Source organism: Desulfosporosinus burensis (assembly GCF_054657535.1).
In genome coordinates this window covers 33973-54680 of record NZ_BAAHYN010000017.1, presented here as the reverse complement: position 1 = coordinate 54680, position 20708 = coordinate 33973, and the positions used below count along the sequence as shown (strand labels likewise).

The window sequence follows — 20708 nt, the reverse complement described above, 5'->3', positions numbered from 1 at the left end:
AGGAGATGTAAAAAGAACCCGATCAAACGATTTGTTAAAGCGAGTTCCTTTCAAGGCCATCTTCAACTGACATCATCTTAGTGATCATACTTAACAACTATTGCATTCCATCTAAAATGTGAATACTTTGGATTCCGTTGCTAAGTCAATGAGGTGGGCAGCCGTCGATAACTTAGCTCCTGCGATGTATTCATCTTCACTATAAAGTCTAGTTCTAGCACATGGAGTACAAATAAAGAACGCTACTTTATTCTCAATCAAATAATCGAGATAGGGTTTAGCCTCATCCCCAGTCGGGGCCTTAACATTATTTGCTAAGCCTAATACTGCATAAGCAACAGCATCATCAACTAAAAAAACATTCACTTCATGACCTTTTTCTTTGGCCACCTTCGCCAGCTGAAATGCTCGAGTAGCACGGGTAGGATCCTCTAGACCACGACTTAACACAAAAAGAAACTTTTCCAAGGTGATCCCTCCTTAAGTTTTCAAGTTATTAAGGGTATTGAATAGTTGCCCTTAAAATCTATTCAATATTTCTATTTCTCTTCTAGAACAATAAATCCTGCCAATCACGAAAATTTTCCTTAATATGTTAAACGCTAAGATGCAAATACTGTAAACCCACCAATAATTGCAACTCTACGGATTAAATAATTACCACTTGGTCTGAGCGACATGATTTGAACATGCGACCTTATGATTTGAACGTATCAACGAGGCCTACCGTTCCCCAGGGCTTGGTGGAACAGCTTTTCTAATATCTTATTAAGTTTCCCTGTACCCAAAAGAAGGAAAAACAGTTCGTCGTCGCTAACTAAACAAGATAAGTGTTTTAGTGATACTCAAGAAGCAATTTTTTGATTGAGGCATGCGTAAGTGTATGAGTATAAGTATGAGTAACTGTATAAGTGAGATAAGGAGAGATAATCCTAATTTGAAGAGGGAGGGTTAACCATGTTTTACGAAGGAGCAATTTACCGACCACCAAGTGAGGCTTCAAGTCTCATTCTCCAAGTGACTGTGGGCTGCCGGCACAATCACTGTACCTTTTGTAGTTCGTTTAAAGGAAAATCTTATCGAGCGAAGAGCCGCGCAGAAATTACTGAAATAATTGCAGAAGGTTTCAAGATGGACCCTTACGCCGAACGAATTTTTCTGGCCGACGGAGATGCTTTAGCCTTAGATATGGACCTATTACTCGATATCCTTAAAGAACTCTACCAGAGGTTTACACATCTAAAACGCGTAGGCATCTATGGTGCACCCAAAGATATCTTAGAAAAATCCCTCGAGGAATTAGTCTTACTCAGACAGCATGGACTTCACATCATTTACTTAGGTGTAGAAAGCGGAAGCGCCGAAGTTCTTTATCAGATGAAAAAAGGCGTAACCCCTCAGGAAATGATCACCGCGGGACAACGGGTTGTAACCAGTGGTATAAAATTATCGTGCACAGTCATTCTTGGTCTCGGTGGAACGAACTATTCTAATGAACATGCTCTGGAAACGGCCAAGGTCCTCAGGGCCATTGATCCCCACTATTTAGGGACACTGACGCTAATGATTGAACCCGAAGCCCCCCTGAGCAGACAAGTGGCCACGGGGAACTTTAAGCTACTCAACCCTTGGGAGATTCTTCAAGAACTCGAGCTGATGATTCAGCATCTAGATGTTCGAGATTGTGTCTTCCGATCTAATCACGCCTCGAATTACCTTCCCCTCAAGGCACATCTCCCTTTCGAAAAAGAGGCCTTACTAGGAACCATAGCAAATGTTATTAGACAAAGCCGCGAGGAACTATTGAAACCTGAAAAATGGCGAAGACTTTGAGGGGTGGCATGGTGGACCTGGTAACTGACTAGGAAGCATTAAGAAAATGAAACTTTCATAATAAACCATCAAGTTCATTTTTAGACAATACGTTGTATAATAAACGTAAAAATGAATTTTGAGGTGTTAATAATGTCCATAGAGATTGAAGATATAGAAAAGATGATTAAAACCTGTCAAACCATCTTGGAATCTTGTGACAAACCTTTTGTTTGGGAAGAAGAAGGTACCTATCAATATGGCAACTATAAAAAGCCTTTTAATCTTGTTCTGCCGCATCATCAGATAGATAACGAGTTACATAATTTATTGGAAACATTTTCAGGCTCTAGCTATTTGTACGATCAGATTCAAGCAACTTGTACGCTTGATGAGGAATGGATGGAGTCTGGGACTTATGGCTTGGATAGAGATTTTAGCTGTTACTTCCGTAAATTTACCCTAAAACCGGAATATGTAGAGCAAGTCAATACCTATTTTATGAATCGTCTGAGCGAATTACAGAAGAGCAAACGTGAAATAGGAATACCTAATGACAAGTGACTATAGTCAACTGCCAACTACCCTAAAGGGATAGTGGCTTGTAACTAACCAGTAGTCCAAACGATTGATTAAATCTCCTACCTTTTGTCGCTTCAAAAGAAATTTGCCCATGCTCATAATTAATTCATTTGCAATGTTTGGGCTATCAAGTCGCATGATACTTTCTTCAGAACTACCAAAACTCAAAAGATTGATACTCCCATACCATACGATTCGATGACTCTCACCTTGTTTTCTAAAGCAACCATCAGGTGCTGCATCATTTGTAAGTACGTCTCTTGGTAACAAAGGGCTTACGATTTAAAATTTCTCTGGCAGCATTAATAATATCATTCGTATAGACGGATAAAAAATTACTCTTCTTCCTGTAAGGTAAATTCCTGATAGTATCCATACCCTGGACATTGATCTAGTCCTTGCTCCAGTACTTTTTTAATCAGCTCATAACAATTATTCTTAATTAGTTGCTAAATATTGATACCTTTTTTCGGCTCGTTGCCATAGATTCGCAAACTAGGCAATATTTTTTCCCTACTTCGTTTTCGAATAGTGATAGTGTCTAACGATTAAGACCAGTGTTTAATGGAATTACGAGTCCTTTCTAGGGAAACATATCCGTCGTGCATATTTGAATCGCGATATTCGCTTGGCGTAACCCCAGTAATCTTTTTAAAAGCCGCGCTAAATTGTTGAATATTATTGTAGCCTACCAGCTCGGCTATTTTGTAAAGTTTATTATCGGTAGTCAGTATGAGCCGTTTGGCTTCCTCGATCCTTACCTTCATTATATAATTGACTAAATTGTCACCTGTCTCATGTTTAAATAATCTACTAAGATAGACTTTATGTAGACTTATTGCCTCCGCTATTTCGCTTAGCCCAATATCTCTAGTGTAATTAGAGGTTATATACTTAATAGCAGCTTTAATATGTCTATTATATTTTTTGTTATCCTGCCTACTTTTCCTTGTAATAATTTGAACAAACACCTCGTTAAACCATTCTCCGATATCTTCTGCAGAGTCCAAATCCTCTACCTGCTGAATGGGAATATAATTACAACCAAATAAATCTTCATATCTAATACTATAGATATTACAAGCAACCATAACCAAACTATACAGATGCGCATTAATCTCTTGAAGATAATTGTATTGCATATATCCTTGTAGATCTTCCCGATAAAACATTCTAACTTCTTGAGATAGACGTTTGAAGTCATTTTCCTCCAAGGCCTGTGAAATTTGTTTTACTCTCTGATTAATCTTAGTATTGTTAAGGGAGTGGACCTTTGTAAAAACCGTATTGTAGAAGATAATTTTCCCTTTCCCCAAAAACATTTTATACCTCGTCACCTCTTGGGCTTCTTTATATCGCTGGGAGATATCATCAAATCCGTAAAATCCCCGGCTAATCCCGATGGTAACGCTAATTTCTTGGGCTGCTTGAATATTCCGGTATATGCCATGTGCTATTTCATAGCTTTTGGAAATATATTTCAACTCACTGACACTATCCTCCAGCTTAGCAATAACAATAAACTCCCCGTTTTGATAATAAAAGCATTCTCCTCCCGACACGGCTTCCAGTGCGTTTTTTATTGAAATAAATATGTTTTTCTCAAGATTCACCCATTTAGAATAGTCAACGCTTACTGCTTTCTTTTCTAGACAAACTATGAGAAGAACTAAGTAGCTGCCCTTAATATCTAATTCAAATTGTTCTATAAGGGCTTGTTTTTTGGTTGTAGACCGCTCTTCTAAAACGATTGCCTTCATTGCCATAGTTCTAGAGGCATCATAATATTCATCGTACTCGTTTAATTTCACGATTGACTGATCATCAACGACTACTTTTTGGTCTTCTAGCTCTTTTTGAACCTTCACAAGTACAGTATACATATCCTGCGGAGTAATCAGATCCTTAATAAGGTAATCTGTCACTCCCATTTGGATAGCCGCCCTAGCATAAGAAAACTGCTCATGACAGCTCAAAATCACAAATTTCGACGTTTTGTTTACTTGCTTAATAGCTTTGATTAAGCTTAATCCATCCATTACCGGCATTTGTATGTCTGTGATGATGAGATCAGGCTCTAAAGTATGATATTTTTCTAGAGCATCTCTGCCATTTTTCGCTGTAGCTATAATCTCAAAAGCTGTGGCATCCCAATCAATCAGATAAGTTAAGGTCTCCCGAGCTGGTTTTTCATCATCGACCACCAACACTTTTAACTTGCCCATAGCTACTCCCCTTTGTGTTTTTCAGATTTCGGGATATAAAACCAAACACAAGTTCCTTTCCCCAACTCACTTTGAATTTGAAGGCTGTACTCATCGCCATAAAACAGTCTTAAGCGCGCATTGATATTATTAAGACCTATATTGTTGAATCCACTTTTGGGATGTTGTTTTACTTTTTCACGTAATAAATTAATTAAGTCTTCTTCTCCAATTCCAATTCCATCATCTTTCACGCAGATCGATAGTTTATCATGGACTATATGGATATCAATTTTTATTGTTCCTCCACAATCCTTTGGAATAATTCCATGGTAAAGGGCATTTTCCACAATAGGCTGTAAGATAAGCTTGGGAATTTGAACGTCATTAAGGCATTCATCTGTGTCAAAAATCACTTTGATGTTATTATCGTATCGATATTGCTGAATGTTTATATAGCTGTTTACCAATTCCAGTTCTTCTTTGACAGTTACAAAGTCCCTGGTCACAGACATACTAGCTCGCAGTAATAGATTAAAAGACTGGATCAGGTCCCGTATATCGTCAGCGCCTCTTTTCAATGCCAGATACTGCATTGCATTTAAAGTGTTATGTATAAAATGGGGGTTAATTTGAGCTTGTAATAATTCAAGTTTTAGCTCTAACGTTTTGACTTCAACTTTTGCCTTTTCTTCATGCTCTTGATGCACCTGATCCAATAATGCCCTAAATTGTTCAACCATGTGATTAAATCCATTAATTAGGCTTTTTAATTCATCCTCAGTCTTAACTTTCAACCTATCAGGCCATTTCCTTTCCTCAAATTGAGTCATGGCATTATTGATTTCCAAGATAGGATCCGTTATTTTTTTTGCTAAGAAATATGAAATAATAACTGCAATAAATACACTGATTAACCCAATAAAATAGACAATATTTAATATTAATCTCGAATCCTTTTTAACCGTTCCATACGCTATTCCCCCCACGACTTTCCAATCAGGGTAGGCACTAAGCGACTGACTGATAAGATAATATTCATCTCTATTGATTTTTTTAATCTCATTGGCCTTATCAGGCTTCATTGCATAGGCTTGAATAAGCTCATCTTGCAAAGGTAGATCGCCAATCTTGTTAATGATTTCGCCCTTTTCATCAATTATGTAGGTAAAATCAAACACTTGCTTATGGATTTGACTTAGCTCACGGAAAAGTTGCTCTTTTTTAATGCTAATCAAAATATAGCCAAAATGTCTGAAATCGTAATTACTCATGTATTGACTAAAAAATGTAATCTCCGATTTTTCCCTGTTACTTGTACTGTCTAACCTATTGGGAAAGTTAGTAGGAGCGGAGAAAGCATTAAACTTCCCTGAGGCAATAAATTCGTCGAACGCTTTATAATTAGCGATGATTTCATTGTAAGGATGTATTTGATATAAAGGGTCATAGACTCGTTTATGTAAGCCAATAGCAAATATTGAAGTTATAGAAGTGTGAGAGTAAACACTCTTCCGTAAAATATTCGAGATCGCTTTCATCTGGGCATAGTCGTTCCCTTGAGACCTATCCTCGAGGGCCATCAATTCCTGCAATTCTTCATTATCTCTAATACTGTCACAAAGTCCTAGGACAGCAGTAATCTCTTTATCTAGGCCCATGGTAATAATTCTCATTTTTTGAGCTGCAATCGTACCAGTTTGTTCTACAAGTTTTTTGTTGTATACCCAGCTTATTGAACTACTAATAGCAAGGATAATAAGCACAATAATACTTGAAATATAAAGGGCAATTCTTACTTTAATATGCTTTACTCGAGGCATTTTAAAGGGAATCCCCCCCAGCCAGCGCCTTATCTAACTCTCGCTGCGATGTCTCCTTTGCTTCTTTCAAAGCGATCTCCGAGGGGACATTTTGAATTTCCACTTTCTCTGCGGCAACCTTCAAGGCATCGTAAATTTTGCCCCCTGTCGGGTCGAAGAAAACTTTCGTAGCTAACTTGGTCTGATTATAAGGAACCATGATTTGAGGATTTTCCTCGGCAAACTTCTGGTAACTGTCTGTGGTCATTGCAGAATTTCTGACAGGCAAGTACCCTGTTTTGATAGACCATTGGGCGGTAATTTCAGAACTGGTCATATATTTAATCCACTCAAAGGCGGCTTCCTTTTGAACTTGAAGAACATCTTGGGGAATACAGAGAGCCCGGGCATGGGCAACCGCGCGAGGGTAGCCTACATACCCTTCCCAGCTAGGCTGCATATGAGCCTCTATAATACTAAAATCCAGTTCTCCTTGATCACCGCTGGAACCGGTATATCCGGCGGCCCGACCTTGTATAACATCATGAATAGTTGCATACCAATATTCCCATCCTTCTCCCCCATAATTGACTTTCATGGTTTTCTCCTCATGAATTGCCCTTCTAAAATACTCCCAAGCCTCTATCCATGCCCTTCCATCAATAGTTACCGTTTTTCCGTCTGCGCTGAGGAATTTTCCTCCCCTACTGATAGCTGCATCGATAAGATTTTCCGGTCCCTGGATAGGTTCCCAACCATAAACCAAAACTTCTTGACCGTTTTTCATAGTCAGCTTTTTAGCAGCTTTCGCCAACCCTTCCCACGTGTCTAATGTGTCAGGTTTAATTCCCGCTATGGTAAAGAGGTCTTTGCGGTAATACAAGACTTGGGTTGTGCCATAAGCCGGTAAAGCATAGGTATTCCCCTTAAACTGGCCTTGTTGTAAAAATGAATCAACGAAATCCTCTTTGTGAAAATCGGCATTAAGATTAATTAAAGAATCTAGAGGACTTAAAGCCCCTACATTGGCAAAAAACTGCATTCGCTGATCTTCCAGCAACACTACAGCTGGAGGCTTCCGCCTAACAATCGCTGCTCTTAAGGCTTGGGCCGTTTTTTCGTAATTCCCTTGAGCCACCCCAACTACTCTAACCTTAGATTGCTGTTGGTTATACTCATCGATAAACTCCTTCATAGTCTCCCCAAGGTGTCCACTTAAGCCATACCAAAAATCAATTTCCACCACATCTGTTTTGGTATGATTTAGTCCATCAATGGGCTCACGAATACATGCGCTCAGCAAGCCTAACATAATAACTAAACATAAAATTATGTAAAATCTTAGGTTTAATTTTAAAAAATTCAACTCTGACTCGCTCCTTCTCAACCTGATTCTCTAAGGCATATGAAAGAAAATAACAAGTCAAAGATGCCTTAGATATAATGCGTCAGACAAGGAGGTAAGTTTCACCTCATAGTGGGCTATTAGGCAGTATTACGCATTATTGATTGGCATATACTGACTGGTTATTTTTTAGAATGTTCCAGCTTGAGATCATAATTTTTAGTGTGATTTTATTGTACAGCATTTTCCAAGTAATACAACGAATCTAGGGGTAGAGAAGTTAATTATTCATAAATTAAGTTAACTATTATGAATTATCTAAAATTATGATCGCTGTTATACTAAGATAAAATGGAAAATCATGCTGAACAAGTAACAACAAGGGGGGATTTATTCACAAGGGTATTAGGTATCCAAAGGATTGTACTATTTAGGAGGGGGAAATGATTTGAAAAGCAACAGATTTACATTTCGGTCCTTATTTATCGCGATTTTTATCCTGTGTTTTTCCTTTGTGCCATCAGCCTACGCTGCTGAACCACACAATAACCAGGTTGTGATTATGACAGTCCAGGAACTGCGTGATGCTGGCGTACCTTTACCGGATGGCACCTTTATTAAGAACGGTGAGGCCCTAAGCTCAGACGATTTGATTATGTTTAACAGTCATATTGCCGTCGCTATTTCCGTGGGTACACCAAATCCTTGGGGGTATCCGCCCAATAGTATTCTGGATGCATCCTTGATGGTTGATTCTAGATCAGGTTCCGAAAGTCTTCTAGATGCAGCCAAGAATGGCAGTCTAAAAGCAGGCACTGATACCATCTGGGACATGGAATTTTTGATGGACAACTGGGACAGCTGGGGCCCGGAAAATTCTAAGCCTAGAACAATGATGATTTCCGAAAATATTGACTTTGACGGTGATGGAGTTGGCGACGGCAATAAAGGACTTGTCTCAACTCGAAAATTTGCTCAAGAAGGCAAGACCCCAATGGATGTTGTAACTTACTATGTCTTGGGTAACGATGACAACTACCTGCGTATTAACACAATTGTTAGCAATCCAGCGAACGGGGATGCCTATGATAAGTCAGTATCGACGGACGGTCCTGGCTTGTCCACTGGATATTCTTTAGGTAATAAAGGTGCTTATATGTTTGCCCCTGACAAAAGTGTCGGTGCGCCTTATAACAAATTTGTCAACACATACAACAAAGAGTATAGTGTCAGCCTCATTGACTTAAAAGCGGAAACCGCTGATCTTTGGGGTAGTTCAGGTTATAAAGATACGGAGAGAAAGACCTCCTATGAACCGGGTAAGACCTATAATTTTGAGGCCATTTTTAGAATCGATAATCAAGGGAGCCTGGAAGGTACTTTAAATCAATTAATGAACGAAGTTAAAGTAGAAACGGTGGCGGTTTCCGGCAAGGTGTTAGATTCAGCCACGTCAACTCCTGTCAAATCTCCAATTATCGTTGTCGAAAAAGGGGAGAAAACCTTTACCTGGGTTATTGGTAAAGAAAACGGAAGCTTCGGGTTTGACTTGCCTAAAGTCGAAGACATGAACACCTACAAAGTATATGCTCTGAAAGAGCTATATTCTCCTAGCGAAAAAGCTGGGCTCACTCTTACTGGCAAAGCTTATGATGCCGGCTCCTTAAAGTTGGCTTCAACAGAACAGATAACAGTCACAGTTAAAAACGATGCGGGTCAGCCGATTAATGCCAGGGTGGAATTATTAGGCGTAACGACTCCGGCTGTTCGCTACGTTGCCCAAACAGTATTCTTTACAGATTTAGATAATATTGGTCTCGCCAATATTCCTGTAGCGGCAGGTCCCTATAATCTTGAAGTAAGCAGTGGTGGCTATTTTGAGTCGTTACCAATCAAGATTCAAGGGAACAGTGCTACAGAAAAGGCCACTGAGGTAACGATTAAGAAATTGATTGCTCCTACTGCGAATTGGTACTCTGCAGATTTGCATCATCACACTAATAAGTCAGATGGCAGCACTTTACCCATTAACTTGATCAAATCTCAGCTAGCCAATGGATTAGATGTGATCGTGACTAGCGATCATGACTCTATCGCTAGCAACGGAGAGGTAGCCGATTATGCAAGCAAGCGAAACGTGACCTACCTTCCTTCTTTAGAAGTATCCCCAAGTTGGGCTCACTTCGGAATATTCCCGGTGACGCCTACGGCTGCAACTAACATGATTACGAATAAATTCTCTATCGATCCCTATATGGATTTCCCGGCGATGGTCAAGAAAGCACATGATTCCGGGACAATTATAGTTGCCAATCATCCTTATATTGCCTATGGTTTGTTCACTGCCCAAGCAGCCTCTGCAGTGCCAGGTGGCTACGATTCGAATTTTGATTTGATCGAAATCAATGGAGGAGTAAAAGCTGCTAAGAATCAACAGGCTCTAGATAAAGCTATGGATTTCTGGACAGCGAGCCTCACCGGCAGTAAACGCTACTATCTCACCGGTGGCAGCGACACCCATGATGTATTAACTCCGAATATGAAGACCAGTCTTTACAGTGGCAAAACCAGAACCTATGTCAATATTCCCGGTGAGCTAACCTCTGCAAGTTATATGGATGCCTTATTAAAGGGTAATTCCTATGTCACTATGGGGCCCATTCTCTATTCAAATAACCTCTTTGGGCAGAGCACTAGTATCAACAATGGAGACAAGTTTAACCTTTCCTTTGATGCTATGTCTGTAAAAGGGATTTCCAAGGTTGAAATCTTTACCTCTGGCAAAAAAATTGCTATGTCAAAGGAATTTGCCACACCCAGCATGAATCGGGAAAGTCTCTCGTTCTCCTTTGAACCGAATGCTAGCACGTGGTATAACATTATAGTTACCGATGCGGACGGTAACAAGGCAATCTCCAATCCTATGTGGGTTGAGGTTAAGGCTGCCCCCGCTGCTGAGGTTAAAGGTGCTCCCGCTACTGAGGTTAAGTCTGGGGCAAGATATATCGTGAAACAAGGAGATACAGTTTACCACATTGCAATACGTTATGGTACAACGATGCAAGCCATAATTCTTGCGAATAATCTGCATAACCCAGATCTTATTTACCCAGGACAAAGCTTCATCATTCCAGGCGTATCGGAATTTACAAAGTAGATCATATATATATTTGATGGCTCATAACCAAACGTTCTAAGACAGAAGAAACTATAAAAGACCTAAACCCTGAGTTCAGATACTCGGGGCTTAGGTCTTTTTGCAACACATTGCCCAAAACTTAAGCGCGACCAGATTATCGGTATTGCATCCCAATACAAGTTTTTTAATGTCAAACTGTTCGGTTCGTACTTAGAGTGGAAGAAAACCCTAATAGCGACATTGACTTTTTGGTTGAGTGTAGTGATGATTGTTCTCTATTTGACCTTATCTCTATGAAATATGACCCTCTTCAGGTCTCTTATAATCTCTTATAAACTTCTCCACGAGGAGCAATTTGATGATACTAATTAATATGTTTTCATCATCTTTGCTAAATAGAATTCTGTAATTACCTACTCTCAATCTGTAGTCAGCAATACTTCCTTGCAGTTTTTTCACATCCCCAAACGGAAGTTGGCTTATAGCATTAATGATTCTAACTTGAGTATTTCTATCCAATTTCTTTAAGTATTTAAGACAATCTTTTTCATACCTAATTTTGTATCTCATCTCTGTTAATCCCCAATTCTTGTAGAAGTTCATCTTGGTCAATAAATTGACCTTTTGCTTTTACTTCATCAAGATGGGACTGTTCTTCCGCAGTTATAAATTCATGTTCGGACTCATTAATTTCATCCCATTTTTTTTGGCTTTCTCTAACCTTTAAAAATTCCGCTAAATCGATAATTGTTTTAATATTTTCAGGTTTTAACTCATCTTTTAAAATCTGCTCAATCTTTTGCGCTAAAGTCATATCGAATCACTCCCTAAATTTAACATCCATTCCACTTACAATTACTTACATATATTATATCATAAATAAATTGAAGATCCATTAAGAATAATATAGCGGGAAACTTTGATGTTTTGGAAATTATTAATGCTTTGATGGGCTGCAATGTGACAAATCCTAAAACGCATTTTTGAATTATCAGCCACCCATTCTCTCCTGCATCGCTTTGATTAAAAAATCATTCACCATTTTTTTATACCCACCCCAAAGACAAGACCCACCTTGTTATAACTTAGCTTATTCTGTTAAAACCCTTTAATACCAAGGGTTTCAGGCATCGGTCACACCGATGCCTTTTCTTATTTTGTTATGCTTTATTACCTATTATTACCCTCGTTGCATTAACGGTTGCATTACTTTCTATAAGTGGTGGGCCCAGGCGTTGCGTTACCCAGGCTACTATTTGAGCCTTAGGAAAAGGTTTTTGTGCGCTGGACCCCAATGCTATTGAGAGACCGTGCTGATATGAATGAGAGACGTTGCTTCATCTAAATGAGTTACTATAAAGATCTGATTCATGATCCGACTGAGCGTATCCAAATCAGTGATCGTGCGCACAGTCTCCTGAAGGGCTTGAGATTCCACACATGACTTGCAATAAATCATAGGCTTTTTTGATGTCCTTATTCTTTTCCGCTAACATCTCAATCACTCCTTTTGATTTTGCATCCAAGAACTCCATCCATTCCACGACAGCATCATTCTCATCTCTTTGAATAGCCAAATCAGCTAGCTTTACGATCTCCAGAAAATGCACTTCTAATATATCCGTCAAACGGTACCCAGTTGCATCCTCTGTCAAATGATAGCTAGAATACAACTTTTGAAGTGGGGTACATTTGAAATCGACGATGTTGATGGTGATACATTTCTTTAGCTTAGAATAGGTGTCGCCTGGCTTTACTTGACTTGTGTACATCTTTGACCAGTAGAACATAGTTCTTTCGGGCATGTATTCCGTAGGTAATATCTGTATTTCAATATCGATTTGTTTTCCTTGCTTGGTCTTTGCCCGAACATCTAGAATTCCTTTTTTATCCTCTGCAAATTCCCTTAGGAGCTCACTATTGATGATTTCTATTCCCTCAAAGTCTTCTGCTGGCATACCTATTACGGCACTGAGAAAGGCAATTAGCAGGTCCTTATTCTTTTCATCTCCAAAGATTAGCTTGAAGACGAAGTCTACCTTTGGTGACATTAGAAATCCATCATCCGTTGGTGTTGGTTTAGTTTTACCCTTCTTGCTACCAGCCCTTTCAACTTCATCCTCTCTCTAGTTCTAGACTATCATTTTAGCAAATCTACCATAGATTAAACTAATTCGTCACAATAAATTTGATCTTTCTCTAAAAAATTAAAACTGTCATTATTCTGACAGTAATCTTGCTCCCATTCCGAAATTTCCAGAGAATGTACTATCCATTTCAGGAATTTAGCCATATCTGTACTAACTACAAATTTTTCCTGTCTACTTGCAGGAGAGCCACCACTAGAAAACTCCGTTTGAACGATATTATTGCTCATTTTATCTGCTTCGAACAGACAATTGGCATTTTGTGCATGGCGCCGCTCGTCAAAAGCCTTCGCATGTAGCCTGAAACTCAACTTGTTGATATGAAGCTGCTTTTTCCTATTATTTCGCTCCATGTGTGGATACAACTGCTTATATATCTCCTGAGCAGCTGTTTTAACTTCTTCACGCTGATCATGGAGTCTGTTTTCAAGCCAGGTCTTTTCTACCTGGCTAAGCTTTCTGAATGGCATATTATTGATTCTGTTCAATGTCATATCAGCAGCTTGCACAGCTGGAGACTTTTTACTGCATCTTTTGCATATGTGATTTGCATGTCCCTTACCCGAAAAGCTCTCATTCGATCTATATTCATGGCAAATCTTACAGTAATGACCGCTTCTGCGTTTTTTCTTTGACATTTCCCTCTCCAATACCATAGTTTTTAGCCTCTGCAAGGGTCTATACTCGGCCACCAAAATAGTGAACCATTACACCGAGTAACACCACCACTACCATGAGTATTATTTCCCTTTACGTACGACTATATCTATCGGCCATTTCCAAAACTTCCGGCGCTATATTGACGCGCGTGCGTATTGTCATGGCAACTCATGATTATTTGTCTGTTTCTTATGTAGTGAGCTGTAGAAACTAATACATTGAGATACATCGGGAATGCCAAAAGGGATAGAGGGCGAAGTAATGTGGACATTTTCTGTTCTTCTTATGTATTCGATAATTTCAAAGATTGAATAAATGAGATATTATTTACAAATAAGCTAAAACTTTTTCTAATTATAAACGTGTAATCATTAAAGGCTTAAATAGAATATGGCTCATCAGAAAATGGCAGCCTATAAAGAGAGTTAGTTAAATTGACTCATTCAGGAGGTTAAAATGAATTTCATAACGGATCTATTCAATCAATATGGATATATCGTATTATTTGTTGCACTCCTGCTGGAACTTATAGCTTTTCCGACACCAGGGGAAGCCTTGATGACCTACTGTGGGTTTCTTGTATTTCAAGGAAAGTTAAATTTGGGGATCAGTATTATTGTTGCAACCCTGGGAGTTATATTGGGCATTACGATTTCTTACTTTATTGGCCGCACTTTAGGGACTCCATTTTTTCAAAAATACGGTTCTTACATTCATTTTGGGCCAGATAAATTGGAGAAGACGTCACAATGGTTTGAAAGGTACGGCAATGGTTTGCTGGTTATTGCTTATTTTATACCTGGGGTAAGGCATATTACAGGCTATTTTTCAGGAATTGCCAAGATCCCTTATGTAAAATTTGCTTTAAATGCATATATTGGTGCTTTTATTTGGACAGGTACTTTTATTTCCTTAGGCAAGATTTTAGGATCGAATTGGGAAAAATTCCACGGTGCGATTAAGAAATATCTCATTATAGGTGGAATTGTTCTTGCGATCGTTTTGTTATGTATCTATTTCTATCGGAAATATAAAATATCCATCATTGACTTTATCTTGAAATTGTTAGAAAACGGAATCCAAATATTTCATTCTCTTGGGAAGATAAAAGTAGCTATCGTTGGAGTTGCTGCAATTTTTTTTGGCTTATCGATTGTCTTGATTGGACTCATTCAGGACCTTTTAGCCCATGAATTTAGCCAATTTGATACAGTTGTTACGTATTTAGTGAGCTTGATCTTTCCAGAAAACTGGTCCTCTTTTATGGGATTGTTTAAGCTTTCAACGGCTCCGGAAGTGTTGCTTGCCTTGACGTTGCTGATATTGACGTGGATTATCCTCAAAGGCAGGAATCGACTTCTGGAAACAGGGTTTCTTTTCATTACCGTTTTTGGGGGAGCGCTATTGGAAGTGGGATTGAGACTTATTTTTCATCGCGTGGGTCCGAGTGGAATTATCTCCACCTTTCCCAGTCAAGAAACCTTATTAGCCGTAGTTGTCTATGGCTTTGCCTCGTTTATGGTATTGCGTCATGCCAAAAACAGGTGGATTGGCACATTGCTGTTCATCATGACATTAGGTGTTTGTATAGTCACGGGCCTAACGGTCATCTTCTTTCAGATACAATATCCGAGTGATGCTGTCGCTGGTTATGTTTTTGGTGGAGTCTGGTTAAGTTTAAATATTGTGCTGATGGAAGTTTATCGTGTCTTACCCAAAATCCCGCGTGATCCAAAGTAGAACATATTACCCTAATGCTGGCCGAAGATTGAGGTGATCGTGAATTGTGGAGGAGAGCAACTTAATAAAAAAGTGTCAGCGAGGGGACAAAGAAGCATTTCAATTATTGATAAGCCAGTATCACCCTTTTGTCTATAAATTCCTCGTAAAAACAGTCGATAATGAACAGACTGCCGAGGATTTAACCCAGGAAACTTTTATAAAGGTTATCCGGAATATTGACAAATTTGACACGGCGGGTCAGGCGAAGTTCTCAACCTACGTTATCGCTATTGCCAAAAACGCCTATATTGATTATTTAAGAAAAGAAAAAAGGCTCAAGCAGAATGTTCCTCTTCCTGAAAACTTCAATGTAGAGAATGTCAATATCCAGGTTGAGGATATCGTTATTGATAAGTTATACGGGCAAGGAATTTTAGCGAAAGTGGAAAATTTACCTGAAGAACAAAGAATAGCCATCAAGTTGAAATATATCGAAGGTCTAACCCTGAAGGAAATTGCTGATCAGCTCAATCTCGAAGCCAAAACCGTAAAAAGCAGGATTCATAACGGTATTGTTAGGTTAAGAAAATTATTAGAGAAGGGTGATGAAAGATGAATATAAAAGAGATTGATCAAAGAGCGACAGCCGTTTTATTAGCTTCATTGGACAGGGAGCTCGATCTGAAGTGTATGCAGCTTAAAGAGAAACAGAAGGAAACGAAATTACAAAAGATATTCTTTTTAAGCTGTCTCTTTATTTTATCTTCTTTCTTATTACAAGCCTTGTTTAATGTCATTAACTTAAATTTCTTATGGATCTTTTTGATTTATCAGGCTTTGGCCTTATCTTTTTTAATACCTTTCGTGCTTAATTTTAATAGAGGGGGTATATCTCGATGAATAGGCTGGAGGAGTTCATCCGTAAGCTGAACTTTAAAAAGGCAACTATAACCTATATTGTCATTTCGGGGGTACTTTTGCTACTCTGCTTATCGAGCATAGCGTATGTATCGATGGATAAAATTTTCATGGTCATAGATTATCAAAGAGTTTCCGATACCTTTGCCAAAGAGGGTGTGACCGATAAGTTAAAAACCCAATTACAGAAGTTAGCCTCTGACTCAAAGGATATCAATAATGTGGTTGTTTTGGATAAGGATAAAACGATTGTTTTTAAAGCCTATAATAACCTTATCGGCGACAAGACAAAGCTACAATTGATACCGTATGGAGTGGGCAGTGGATACCTCCAGGACAGAGACAATCCAGATCAACTTTATAAGGTTGTAAAACAAGAAAACATGATTCTAAACAAAGACTATATTCCAAATGATCAACAGGTAAGGCAGGCTATTGAGGATGAATTGTCTTACGAAGCGGATTTTACCTCGAAAGAGGTCTATTTACTGAACTATTTAATGGACAGAAGCACTCAAAGCAAAGTTCTTATGATAAGGACGGTAAATCCCATTCCTTATGCGGAAAGACTCCTTGAAATTACAGGGGTGGTATTAGGATTGATCATGGCAATCTACTGGATTGGTTTAGCTCTTTGGGTCTACAAAGATGCGGGTAGAAAGAAGTTGAATGCTTCGTTATGGGGATTACTGATTTTAATTACAAATTTGGTTGGGTTTATTGTTTATCTGATCTATAAACAAAATAATCTAACCTGTTACAAGTGTGGAGCTTTGCAGAGCAAGTTCAATTCTTTCTGCAGCAATTGTGGGAGCGAGATTAATGAATCCTGTCATAATTGCAAGGCGATGATCAGTAAAGAGGATAACTATTGCAGTCGATGCGGGAGCAAGGTTGCCCGATTTTTAGGAGGCAATGAAACGTGAATTTTATAAACTATGGCATTGATGTTTTACTTCATCTTGATAAGTATTTGAGTGTGATTATTCAGAACTATGGCTATGGTACTTATTTGATCCTATTCTTAATCATCTTTTGCGAAACAGGGTTGGTAGTCACTCCGTTTCTCCCAGGGGACTCGCTCTTATTTGCGGCAGGTGCCTTTGCGGCGATAGGTTCCCTGGATATTAAGCTATTGCTTTTGATCATAAGTATAGCTGCAGTGTTCGGAGATACCGTTAACTATGCCATTGGTAAATCGATAGGTCACAAGATCTATGAGATGGAAAATGTTAAATTGATTAAAAAGGAGCACTTGTTAAAAGCTCGTGATTTCTACGAAAAATACGGAGCTGTAACGATCATCATAGCCCGATTCATCCCTATTATTCGTACCTTTGCTCCCTTTGTCGCTGGTATAGGGGTTTCAATTATGCCAGCAGTTTTTGGACTTATGAAGCAAAAACTGAAGATCGGAGAAGACAAAGCATGACCGTTATACAAAGTTTAGATTTGGTGTTTTTGAACTTTATTAATAATAACTTCTTTCACAATTCTTTTATGGATAAGTTAATGATTAGACTCACATCCTTGGGCGATATGGGACTCATTTGGATTCTAATATCTATAGGCTTATTGATTACTCCCAAATATAGAAAGGTTGGCTTCATGACCATTTGTGCATTAATATTAAGCTCGATTTTAGGTGAGGGATTATTGAAGCATCTCATACAAAGGCCAAGGCCTTTTATAGCTGATCCAACAGTTCAGCTTCTTATCACAAAGCCTCTATCCTATTCCTTCCCATCAGGACATACTACTTCCGCGTTTGCAGCGGCAGGAATACATGTGAGGATGTTAAAGAAATACAGAGGCTATGTGATCGCCTTGGCTTTGATGATCGCTTTTTCGAGGATGTACCTCTTCGTTCACTATCTTTCAGATATAATCGGAGGGATTATCGTAGGACTTATTTGTTCAAAAGTTGTATTGTACTTCTTTGAGCTTGGGAGTCAATGGGCTACTCATAAGAATGATGGCAAAGGGGGTATTAGTATATAAGTTTCAGGTACCCTTATACTGAAAACTTACCAGAATCAGTATATTACCTTTACCCTAATATTTGTAAGTTAAAATTCATAAAGGTTAAAAAGGAGTTAGGTTTTGCAACCTAACTCCTTTTTTAACGTGTAATAGACATGACCGAAAATAATCAAAAGGGGCAGATGGATAAATGTTTATGAATGTACCTGTATTTAATGCAATTAATGGGGTTGCCCAGGTGAATGGAACGCTTGACGAGATCATGATTATGTTTTCAAACTATAGTCCACTTTTCTTTGTGGCTGCACTTACAGCACTCTATCTTTATGGAGTTTATCGTAAAGATAAAATGTTTAGATATGCAGCAGTCGATGCATTGTCCATAACTCTGATGAGTTTATTTTTAGGCTTTGTAATCGGCATATTTTATTATGAACCAAGACCTTTTGTCACTGATCATGTTAATTTACTAACACCCCATGCTCCAGATGCTTCTTTCCCTAGTGACCATTCTTTAGGAACGATGAGTATAGCGTTGGGGATTAATAACAGCTATAAAGTTTTTGGGGCAATATTGATTAGCTTATCTTTACTCGTAGGTGTCTCAAGAGTCTATGTCGGCGTTCATTATCCAATGGATGTGCTTGGAAGCTACTTGATCGTGTTGGTAGTAAACTTCACTTACCGGCGTTTATTATGCGAAAAAATAAGAGGCTTATATTCTAAGCACTTTTTTAAAAAGCTTGATATTGTAACGAATATTACAAAGGAGTATTGCTTATGGAAAAAGGGAAATGGCTAGTCTTAAATTATAATTTAAAAGTTCACTTTCGCGGAGCTTGATTTTCAACAAACCAAAACGTAAACTGATAATGACAGGAGAGGGACTTCATGAAGGATGAAAAAGAAGGTAAAAAAATACTGGGAATCGAACGAAATATTTTCTTTGTGGGATTGACCAGCTTTCTAACGGATACGGCAACCAAGATGATCTATGCGATCATGCCTTTGTTTTTAATGACCCTTGGCGCGACGAAAACCGAACTTTCATTAATCGAAGGTATAGCAGAAAGTACGGCCTCGGTTCTTAAAGCTTTGTCGGGTTGGTGGAGTGACAAAATTGGAAAGAACAAGCCCTTTATGATTATCGGATATGCGTTTACAGCTTTGCTTTCACCTTTATTTGCTTTTGTGACGACTCCGCTGCAAGTTCTAATCGTTAGATTCACTGAAAGAATTGGGAAGGGAATTAGAACGGCTCCCAGAGATAGTTTAGTTGCAGGTTCGTCGGAAGAGAATACAAAAGGGAAAAATTTTGGTTTCCATAAAGCGATGGATAATAGTGGGGCAATCCTAGGACCTCTTTTGGCTACCGGAGTTTTACTTCTTTTTCCCAGAGATTATCGTAAAGTATTTCTTTTGGCTGCTATACCGGGTTTATTAGGCTTGGTTTCTATTATTTTCTTTGTGAAAGAGGCAAAAAGAGATAAAACAGAGCGCCTGGGAAAAATTTCTCTAAAGGACTTTTCACCTCGATATTATGCGTTTATGGTTATTATTTTTATTTTTACCCTAGGTAACTCGACAGATGCTTTGCTCCTAATCAAAGCTAGTGATATTGGAATTCTCGATTCATTTATTCCCATGATCTATCTTATCTTTAATGCAGTTTCTGTGCTCTTCGCGATTCCAGCAGGAATGTTATCAGACAAAATAGGCCGCGAAAGATTGATCATCTTTGGCTATCTCCTTTATTCAGTGATCTATTTTGGCTTCGGCAGAACAAGCAGTCCAATTGTACTTATTCTCTTATTTGCCTTCTATGGTCTTTACAGTGCGGCAACGGATGGAGTTCAGAAGGCAATGGTTTCAGACCTTATTGACAAAAATAAGAGAGGCACAGGCCTTGGACTGTACAATAGTATTGTAGGTATTACCCTCCTTCCGGCCAGTGTTATTGCAGGTTTACTTTATGATAATGTCAATAATCAGGCCCCGTTTTATTACGGATCGGTTATGGCTCTCGTTGCAACATTTCTAATGATAATTTTTTATTGGAGTGGGAAAAGAACTTTAAAACAATGCAACAACAATTAGAGTATTTCCTAGGTGCGATACTCCCAAAATGATTAGCAAGAAGAGCTGGCTCTACTGGTCGATTTCATTTAAAGAAAGTATTACGGCACTCATTACATTCTATTTCAACAATATCTAGTAATTCTGGAACGCTTCCATCCTCATAAATTGCATCCTCAACCTTGACTGCGTGAGAAACGCCACTATCTTGTGAAACGATTCTTATCCATTCACCTGTGCTCGTATCGATCCCCGCAATACATAAATTGTTATATTTCTTAGACTCCGCAAGTAGAATTATTTCTTTCCCCACACTCT

Annotated in this window: 20 protein-coding genes and 1 pseudogene; 11 read left to right on the top strand and 10 right to left on the bottom strand. The window is 38.6% G+C overall.

The genetic code is table 11. The features are described from left to right. Positions 1–111: 111 nt before the first annotated feature. Positions 112–468 (bottom strand): DsrE family protein, encoded by a 357-nt coding sequence (locus ACYQ3Q_RS24210; RefSeq protein WP_459931013.1) that lies wholly within the window; start codon positions 466–468, stop codon positions 112–114. 489 nt (positions 469–957) lie between these two features. Here ACYQ3Q_RS24210 and ACYQ3Q_RS24205 point away from each other — a divergent pair, with 489 nt between their 5' ends. Continuing rightward, positions 958–1833 (top strand): radical SAM protein, encoded by an 876-nt coding sequence (locus ACYQ3Q_RS24205; RefSeq protein ID WP_459931012.1) that lies wholly within the window; start codon positions 958–960, stop codon positions 1831–1833. Between the two features lie 132 nt (positions 1834–1965). Then, a complete protein-coding gene (locus ACYQ3Q_RS24200) occupies positions 1966–2376 on the top strand; it encodes a nitrite reductase (RefSeq protein ID WP_459931011.1) in 411 nt (136 codons plus the stop codon). A gap of 6 nt (positions 2377–2382) precedes the next feature. Here ACYQ3Q_RS24200 and ACYQ3Q_RS24195 read toward each other — a convergent pair whose 3' ends face one another. The 4 genes from ACYQ3Q_RS24195 to ACYQ3Q_RS24180 all read right to left on the bottom strand — a co-directional run bounded on the left by ACYQ3Q_RS24195 (position 2383) and on the right by ACYQ3Q_RS24180 (position 7766). After that, complete coding sequence (locus ACYQ3Q_RS24195; RefSeq protein ID WP_459931010.1) at positions 2383–2562, bottom strand: hypothetical protein; 180 nt, start codon at positions 2560–2562, stop codon at positions 2383–2385. Positions 2563–2942: 380 nt separating this feature from the next. Next, positions 2943–4619 (bottom strand): response regulator, encoded by a 1677-nt coding sequence (locus ACYQ3Q_RS24190; RefSeq protein WP_459931009.1) that lies wholly within the window; start codon positions 4617–4619, stop codon positions 2943–2945. A gap of 2 nt (positions 4620–4621) precedes the next feature. After that, positions 4622–6421 carry a sensor histidine kinase gene (locus ACYQ3Q_RS24185; protein ID WP_459931008.1) on the bottom strand — a complete coding sequence of 600 codons (1800 nt, stop codon included), beginning with the start codon at positions 6419–6421 and terminating at the stop codon, positions 4622–4624. Position 6422: 1 nt separating this feature from the next. Beyond that, the gene (locus ACYQ3Q_RS24180; RefSeq protein ID WP_459931007.1) at positions 6423–7766 is read right to left on the bottom strand and encodes an ABC transporter substrate-binding protein; all 1344 of its coding nucleotides are present in this window, start codon (positions 7764–7766) and stop codon (positions 6423–6425) included. A gap of 427 nt (positions 7767–8193) precedes the next feature. Between ACYQ3Q_RS24180 and ACYQ3Q_RS24175 the strand changes: the two genes are divergently transcribed. Continuing rightward, positions 8194–10902 carry a CehA/McbA family metallohydrolase gene (locus tag ACYQ3Q_RS24175; protein WP_459931006.1) on the top strand — a complete coding sequence of 903 codons (2709 nt, stop codon included), beginning with the start codon at positions 8194–8196 and terminating at the stop codon, positions 10900–10902. Positions 10903–11175: 273 nt separating this feature from the next. Here ACYQ3Q_RS24175 and ACYQ3Q_RS24170 read toward each other — a convergent pair whose 3' ends face one another. From ACYQ3Q_RS24170 to ACYQ3Q_RS24155, 4 genes are all read right to left on the bottom strand, one after another. After that, positions 11176–11454 carry a type II toxin-antitoxin system RelE family toxin gene (locus ACYQ3Q_RS24170; protein WP_459931005.1) on the bottom strand — a complete coding sequence of 93 codons (279 nt, stop codon included), beginning with the start codon at positions 11452–11454 and terminating at the stop codon, positions 11176–11178. Further along, on the bottom strand, positions 11438–11698 hold the full coding sequence (locus ACYQ3Q_RS24165; protein ID WP_459931004.1) for a hypothetical protein: 261 nt from the start codon (positions 11696–11698) through the stop codon (positions 11438–11440). The genes ACYQ3Q_RS24170 and ACYQ3Q_RS24165 overlap by 17 nt, the downstream gene beginning before the upstream one ends. 580 nt (positions 11699–12278) lie before the next feature. Continuing rightward, entirely contained in the window at positions 12279–12935 is a 657-nt protein-coding gene (locus ACYQ3Q_RS24160) for an Rpn family recombination-promoting nuclease/putative transposase (RefSeq protein WP_459931003.1), read from the bottom strand. 113 nt (positions 12936–13048) lie between these two features. Beyond that, entirely contained in the window at positions 13049–13669 is a 621-nt protein-coding gene (locus ACYQ3Q_RS24155; protein WP_459931002.1) for a hypothetical protein, read from the bottom strand. A gap of 478 nt (positions 13670–14147) precedes the next feature. On the opposite strand from ACYQ3Q_RS24155, the gene ACYQ3Q_RS24150 reads away from it, so the two are divergent. The 8 genes and pseudogenes from ACYQ3Q_RS24150 (at position 14148) to ACYQ3Q_RS24115 (ending at position 20411) form a co-directional block, all read left to right on the top strand. Next, complete coding sequence (locus tag ACYQ3Q_RS24150; RefSeq protein WP_459931001.1) at positions 14148–15431, top strand: VTT domain-containing protein; 1284 nt, start codon at positions 14148–14150, stop codon at positions 15429–15431. 46 nt (positions 15432–15477) lie between these two features. Continuing rightward, positions 15478–16029 (top strand): RNA polymerase sigma factor, encoded by a 552-nt coding sequence (locus tag ACYQ3Q_RS24145; protein WP_459931000.1) that lies wholly within the window; start codon positions 15478–15480, stop codon positions 16027–16029. Further along, positions 16026–16313 (top strand): hypothetical protein, encoded by a 288-nt coding sequence (locus tag ACYQ3Q_RS24140; RefSeq protein ID WP_459930999.1) that lies wholly within the window; start codon positions 16026–16028, stop codon positions 16311–16313. Before ACYQ3Q_RS24145 ends, ACYQ3Q_RS24140 begins: the two co-directional genes overlap by 4 nt. Next, positions 16310–17257 carry a zinc ribbon domain-containing protein gene (locus ACYQ3Q_RS24135; protein ID WP_459930998.1) on the top strand — a complete coding sequence of 316 codons (948 nt, stop codon included), beginning with the start codon at positions 16310–16312 and terminating at the stop codon, positions 17255–17257. The genes ACYQ3Q_RS24140 and ACYQ3Q_RS24135 overlap by 4 nt, the downstream gene beginning before the upstream one ends. Then, positions 17254–17694: pseudogene (locus ACYQ3Q_RS24130) on the top strand (VTT domain-containing protein); the annotation flags it as partial. The gene ACYQ3Q_RS24135 and the pseudogene ACYQ3Q_RS24130, both read left to right, overlap by 4 nt. A 65-nt stretch (positions 17695–17759) precedes the next feature. Further along, positions 17760–18332, top strand: coding sequence for a phosphatase PAP2 family protein (locus tag ACYQ3Q_RS24125; protein ID WP_459930997.1), 573 nt, complete (start codon positions 17760–17762; stop codon positions 18330–18332). A 172-nt stretch (positions 18333–18504) separates the two neighbouring features. Next, on the top strand, positions 18505–19116 hold the full coding sequence (locus tag ACYQ3Q_RS24120) for an undecaprenyl-diphosphatase (RefSeq protein ID WP_459930996.1): 612 nt from the start codon (positions 18505–18507) through the stop codon (positions 19114–19116). 89 nt (positions 19117–19205) lie between these two features. Continuing rightward, positions 19206–20411 (top strand): MFS transporter, encoded by a 1206-nt coding sequence (locus tag ACYQ3Q_RS24115; protein ID WP_459930995.1) that lies wholly within the window; start codon positions 19206–19208, stop codon positions 20409–20411. A 64-nt stretch (positions 20412–20475) separates the two neighbouring features. Here the strand turns inward: ACYQ3Q_RS24115 and ACYQ3Q_RS24110 are convergent, their stop codons facing one another. Beyond that, positions 20476–20703 carry a dual OB domain-containing protein gene (locus ACYQ3Q_RS24110; protein WP_459930994.1) on the bottom strand — a complete coding sequence of 76 codons (228 nt, stop codon included), beginning with the start codon at positions 20701–20703 and terminating at the stop codon, positions 20476–20478. Between the last annotated feature and the right edge of the window lie 5 nt (positions 20704–20708).

Bases quoted from the DNA above. Each gene is read 5' to 3' on its own strand.
- ACYQ3Q_RS24205 (WP_459931012.1), top strand. From the start codon at position 958: ATGTTTTACGAAGGAGCAATTTACCGACCACCAAGTGAGGCTTCAAGT.
- ACYQ3Q_RS24200 (WP_459931011.1), top strand. From the start codon at position 1,966: ATGTCCATAGAGATTGAAGATATAGAAAAGATGATTAAAACCTGTCAA.
- ACYQ3Q_RS24190 (WP_459931009.1), bottom strand. From the start codon at position 4,619: ATGGGCAAGTTAAAAGTGTTGGTGGTCGATGATGAAAAACCAGCTCGG.
- ACYQ3Q_RS24185 (WP_459931008.1), bottom strand. From the start codon at position 6,421: ATGCCTCGAGTAAAGCATATTAAAGTAAGAATTGCCCTTTATATTTCA.
- ACYQ3Q_RS24170 (WP_459931005.1), bottom strand. From the start codon at position 11,454: ATGAGATACAAAATTAGGTATGAAAAAGATTGTCTTAAATACTTAAAG.
- ACYQ3Q_RS24165 (WP_459931004.1), bottom strand. From the start codon at position 11,698: ATGACTTTAGCGCAAAAGATTGAGCAGATTTTAAAAGATGAGTTAAAA.
- ACYQ3Q_RS24160 (WP_459931003.1), bottom strand. From the start codon at position 12,935: ATGTCACCAAAGGTAGACTTCGTCTTCAAGCTAATCTTTGGAGATGAA.
- ACYQ3Q_RS24155 (WP_459931002.1), bottom strand. From the start codon at position 13,669: ATGTCAAAGAAAAAACGCAGAAGCGGTCATTACTGTAAGATTTGCCAT.
- ACYQ3Q_RS24150 (WP_459931001.1), top strand. From the start codon at position 14,148: ATGAATTTCATAACGGATCTATTCAATCAATATGGATATATCGTATTA.
- ACYQ3Q_RS24140 (WP_459930999.1), top strand. From the start codon at position 16,026: ATGAATATAAAAGAGATTGATCAAAGAGCGACAGCCGTTTTATTAGCT.
- ACYQ3Q_RS24135 (WP_459930998.1), top strand. From the start codon at position 16,310: ATGAATAGGCTGGAGGAGTTCATCCGTAAGCTGAACTTTAAAAAGGCA.
- ACYQ3Q_RS24125 (WP_459930997.1), top strand. From the start codon at position 17,760: ATGACCGTTATACAAAGTTTAGATTTGGTGTTTTTGAACTTTATTAAT.
- ACYQ3Q_RS24120 (WP_459930996.1), top strand. From the start codon at position 18,505: ATGTTTATGAATGTACCTGTATTTAATGCAATTAATGGGGTTGCCCAG.
- ACYQ3Q_RS24115 (WP_459930995.1), top strand. From the start codon at position 19,206: ATGAAGGATGAAAAAGAAGGTAAAAAAATACTGGGAATCGAACGAAAT.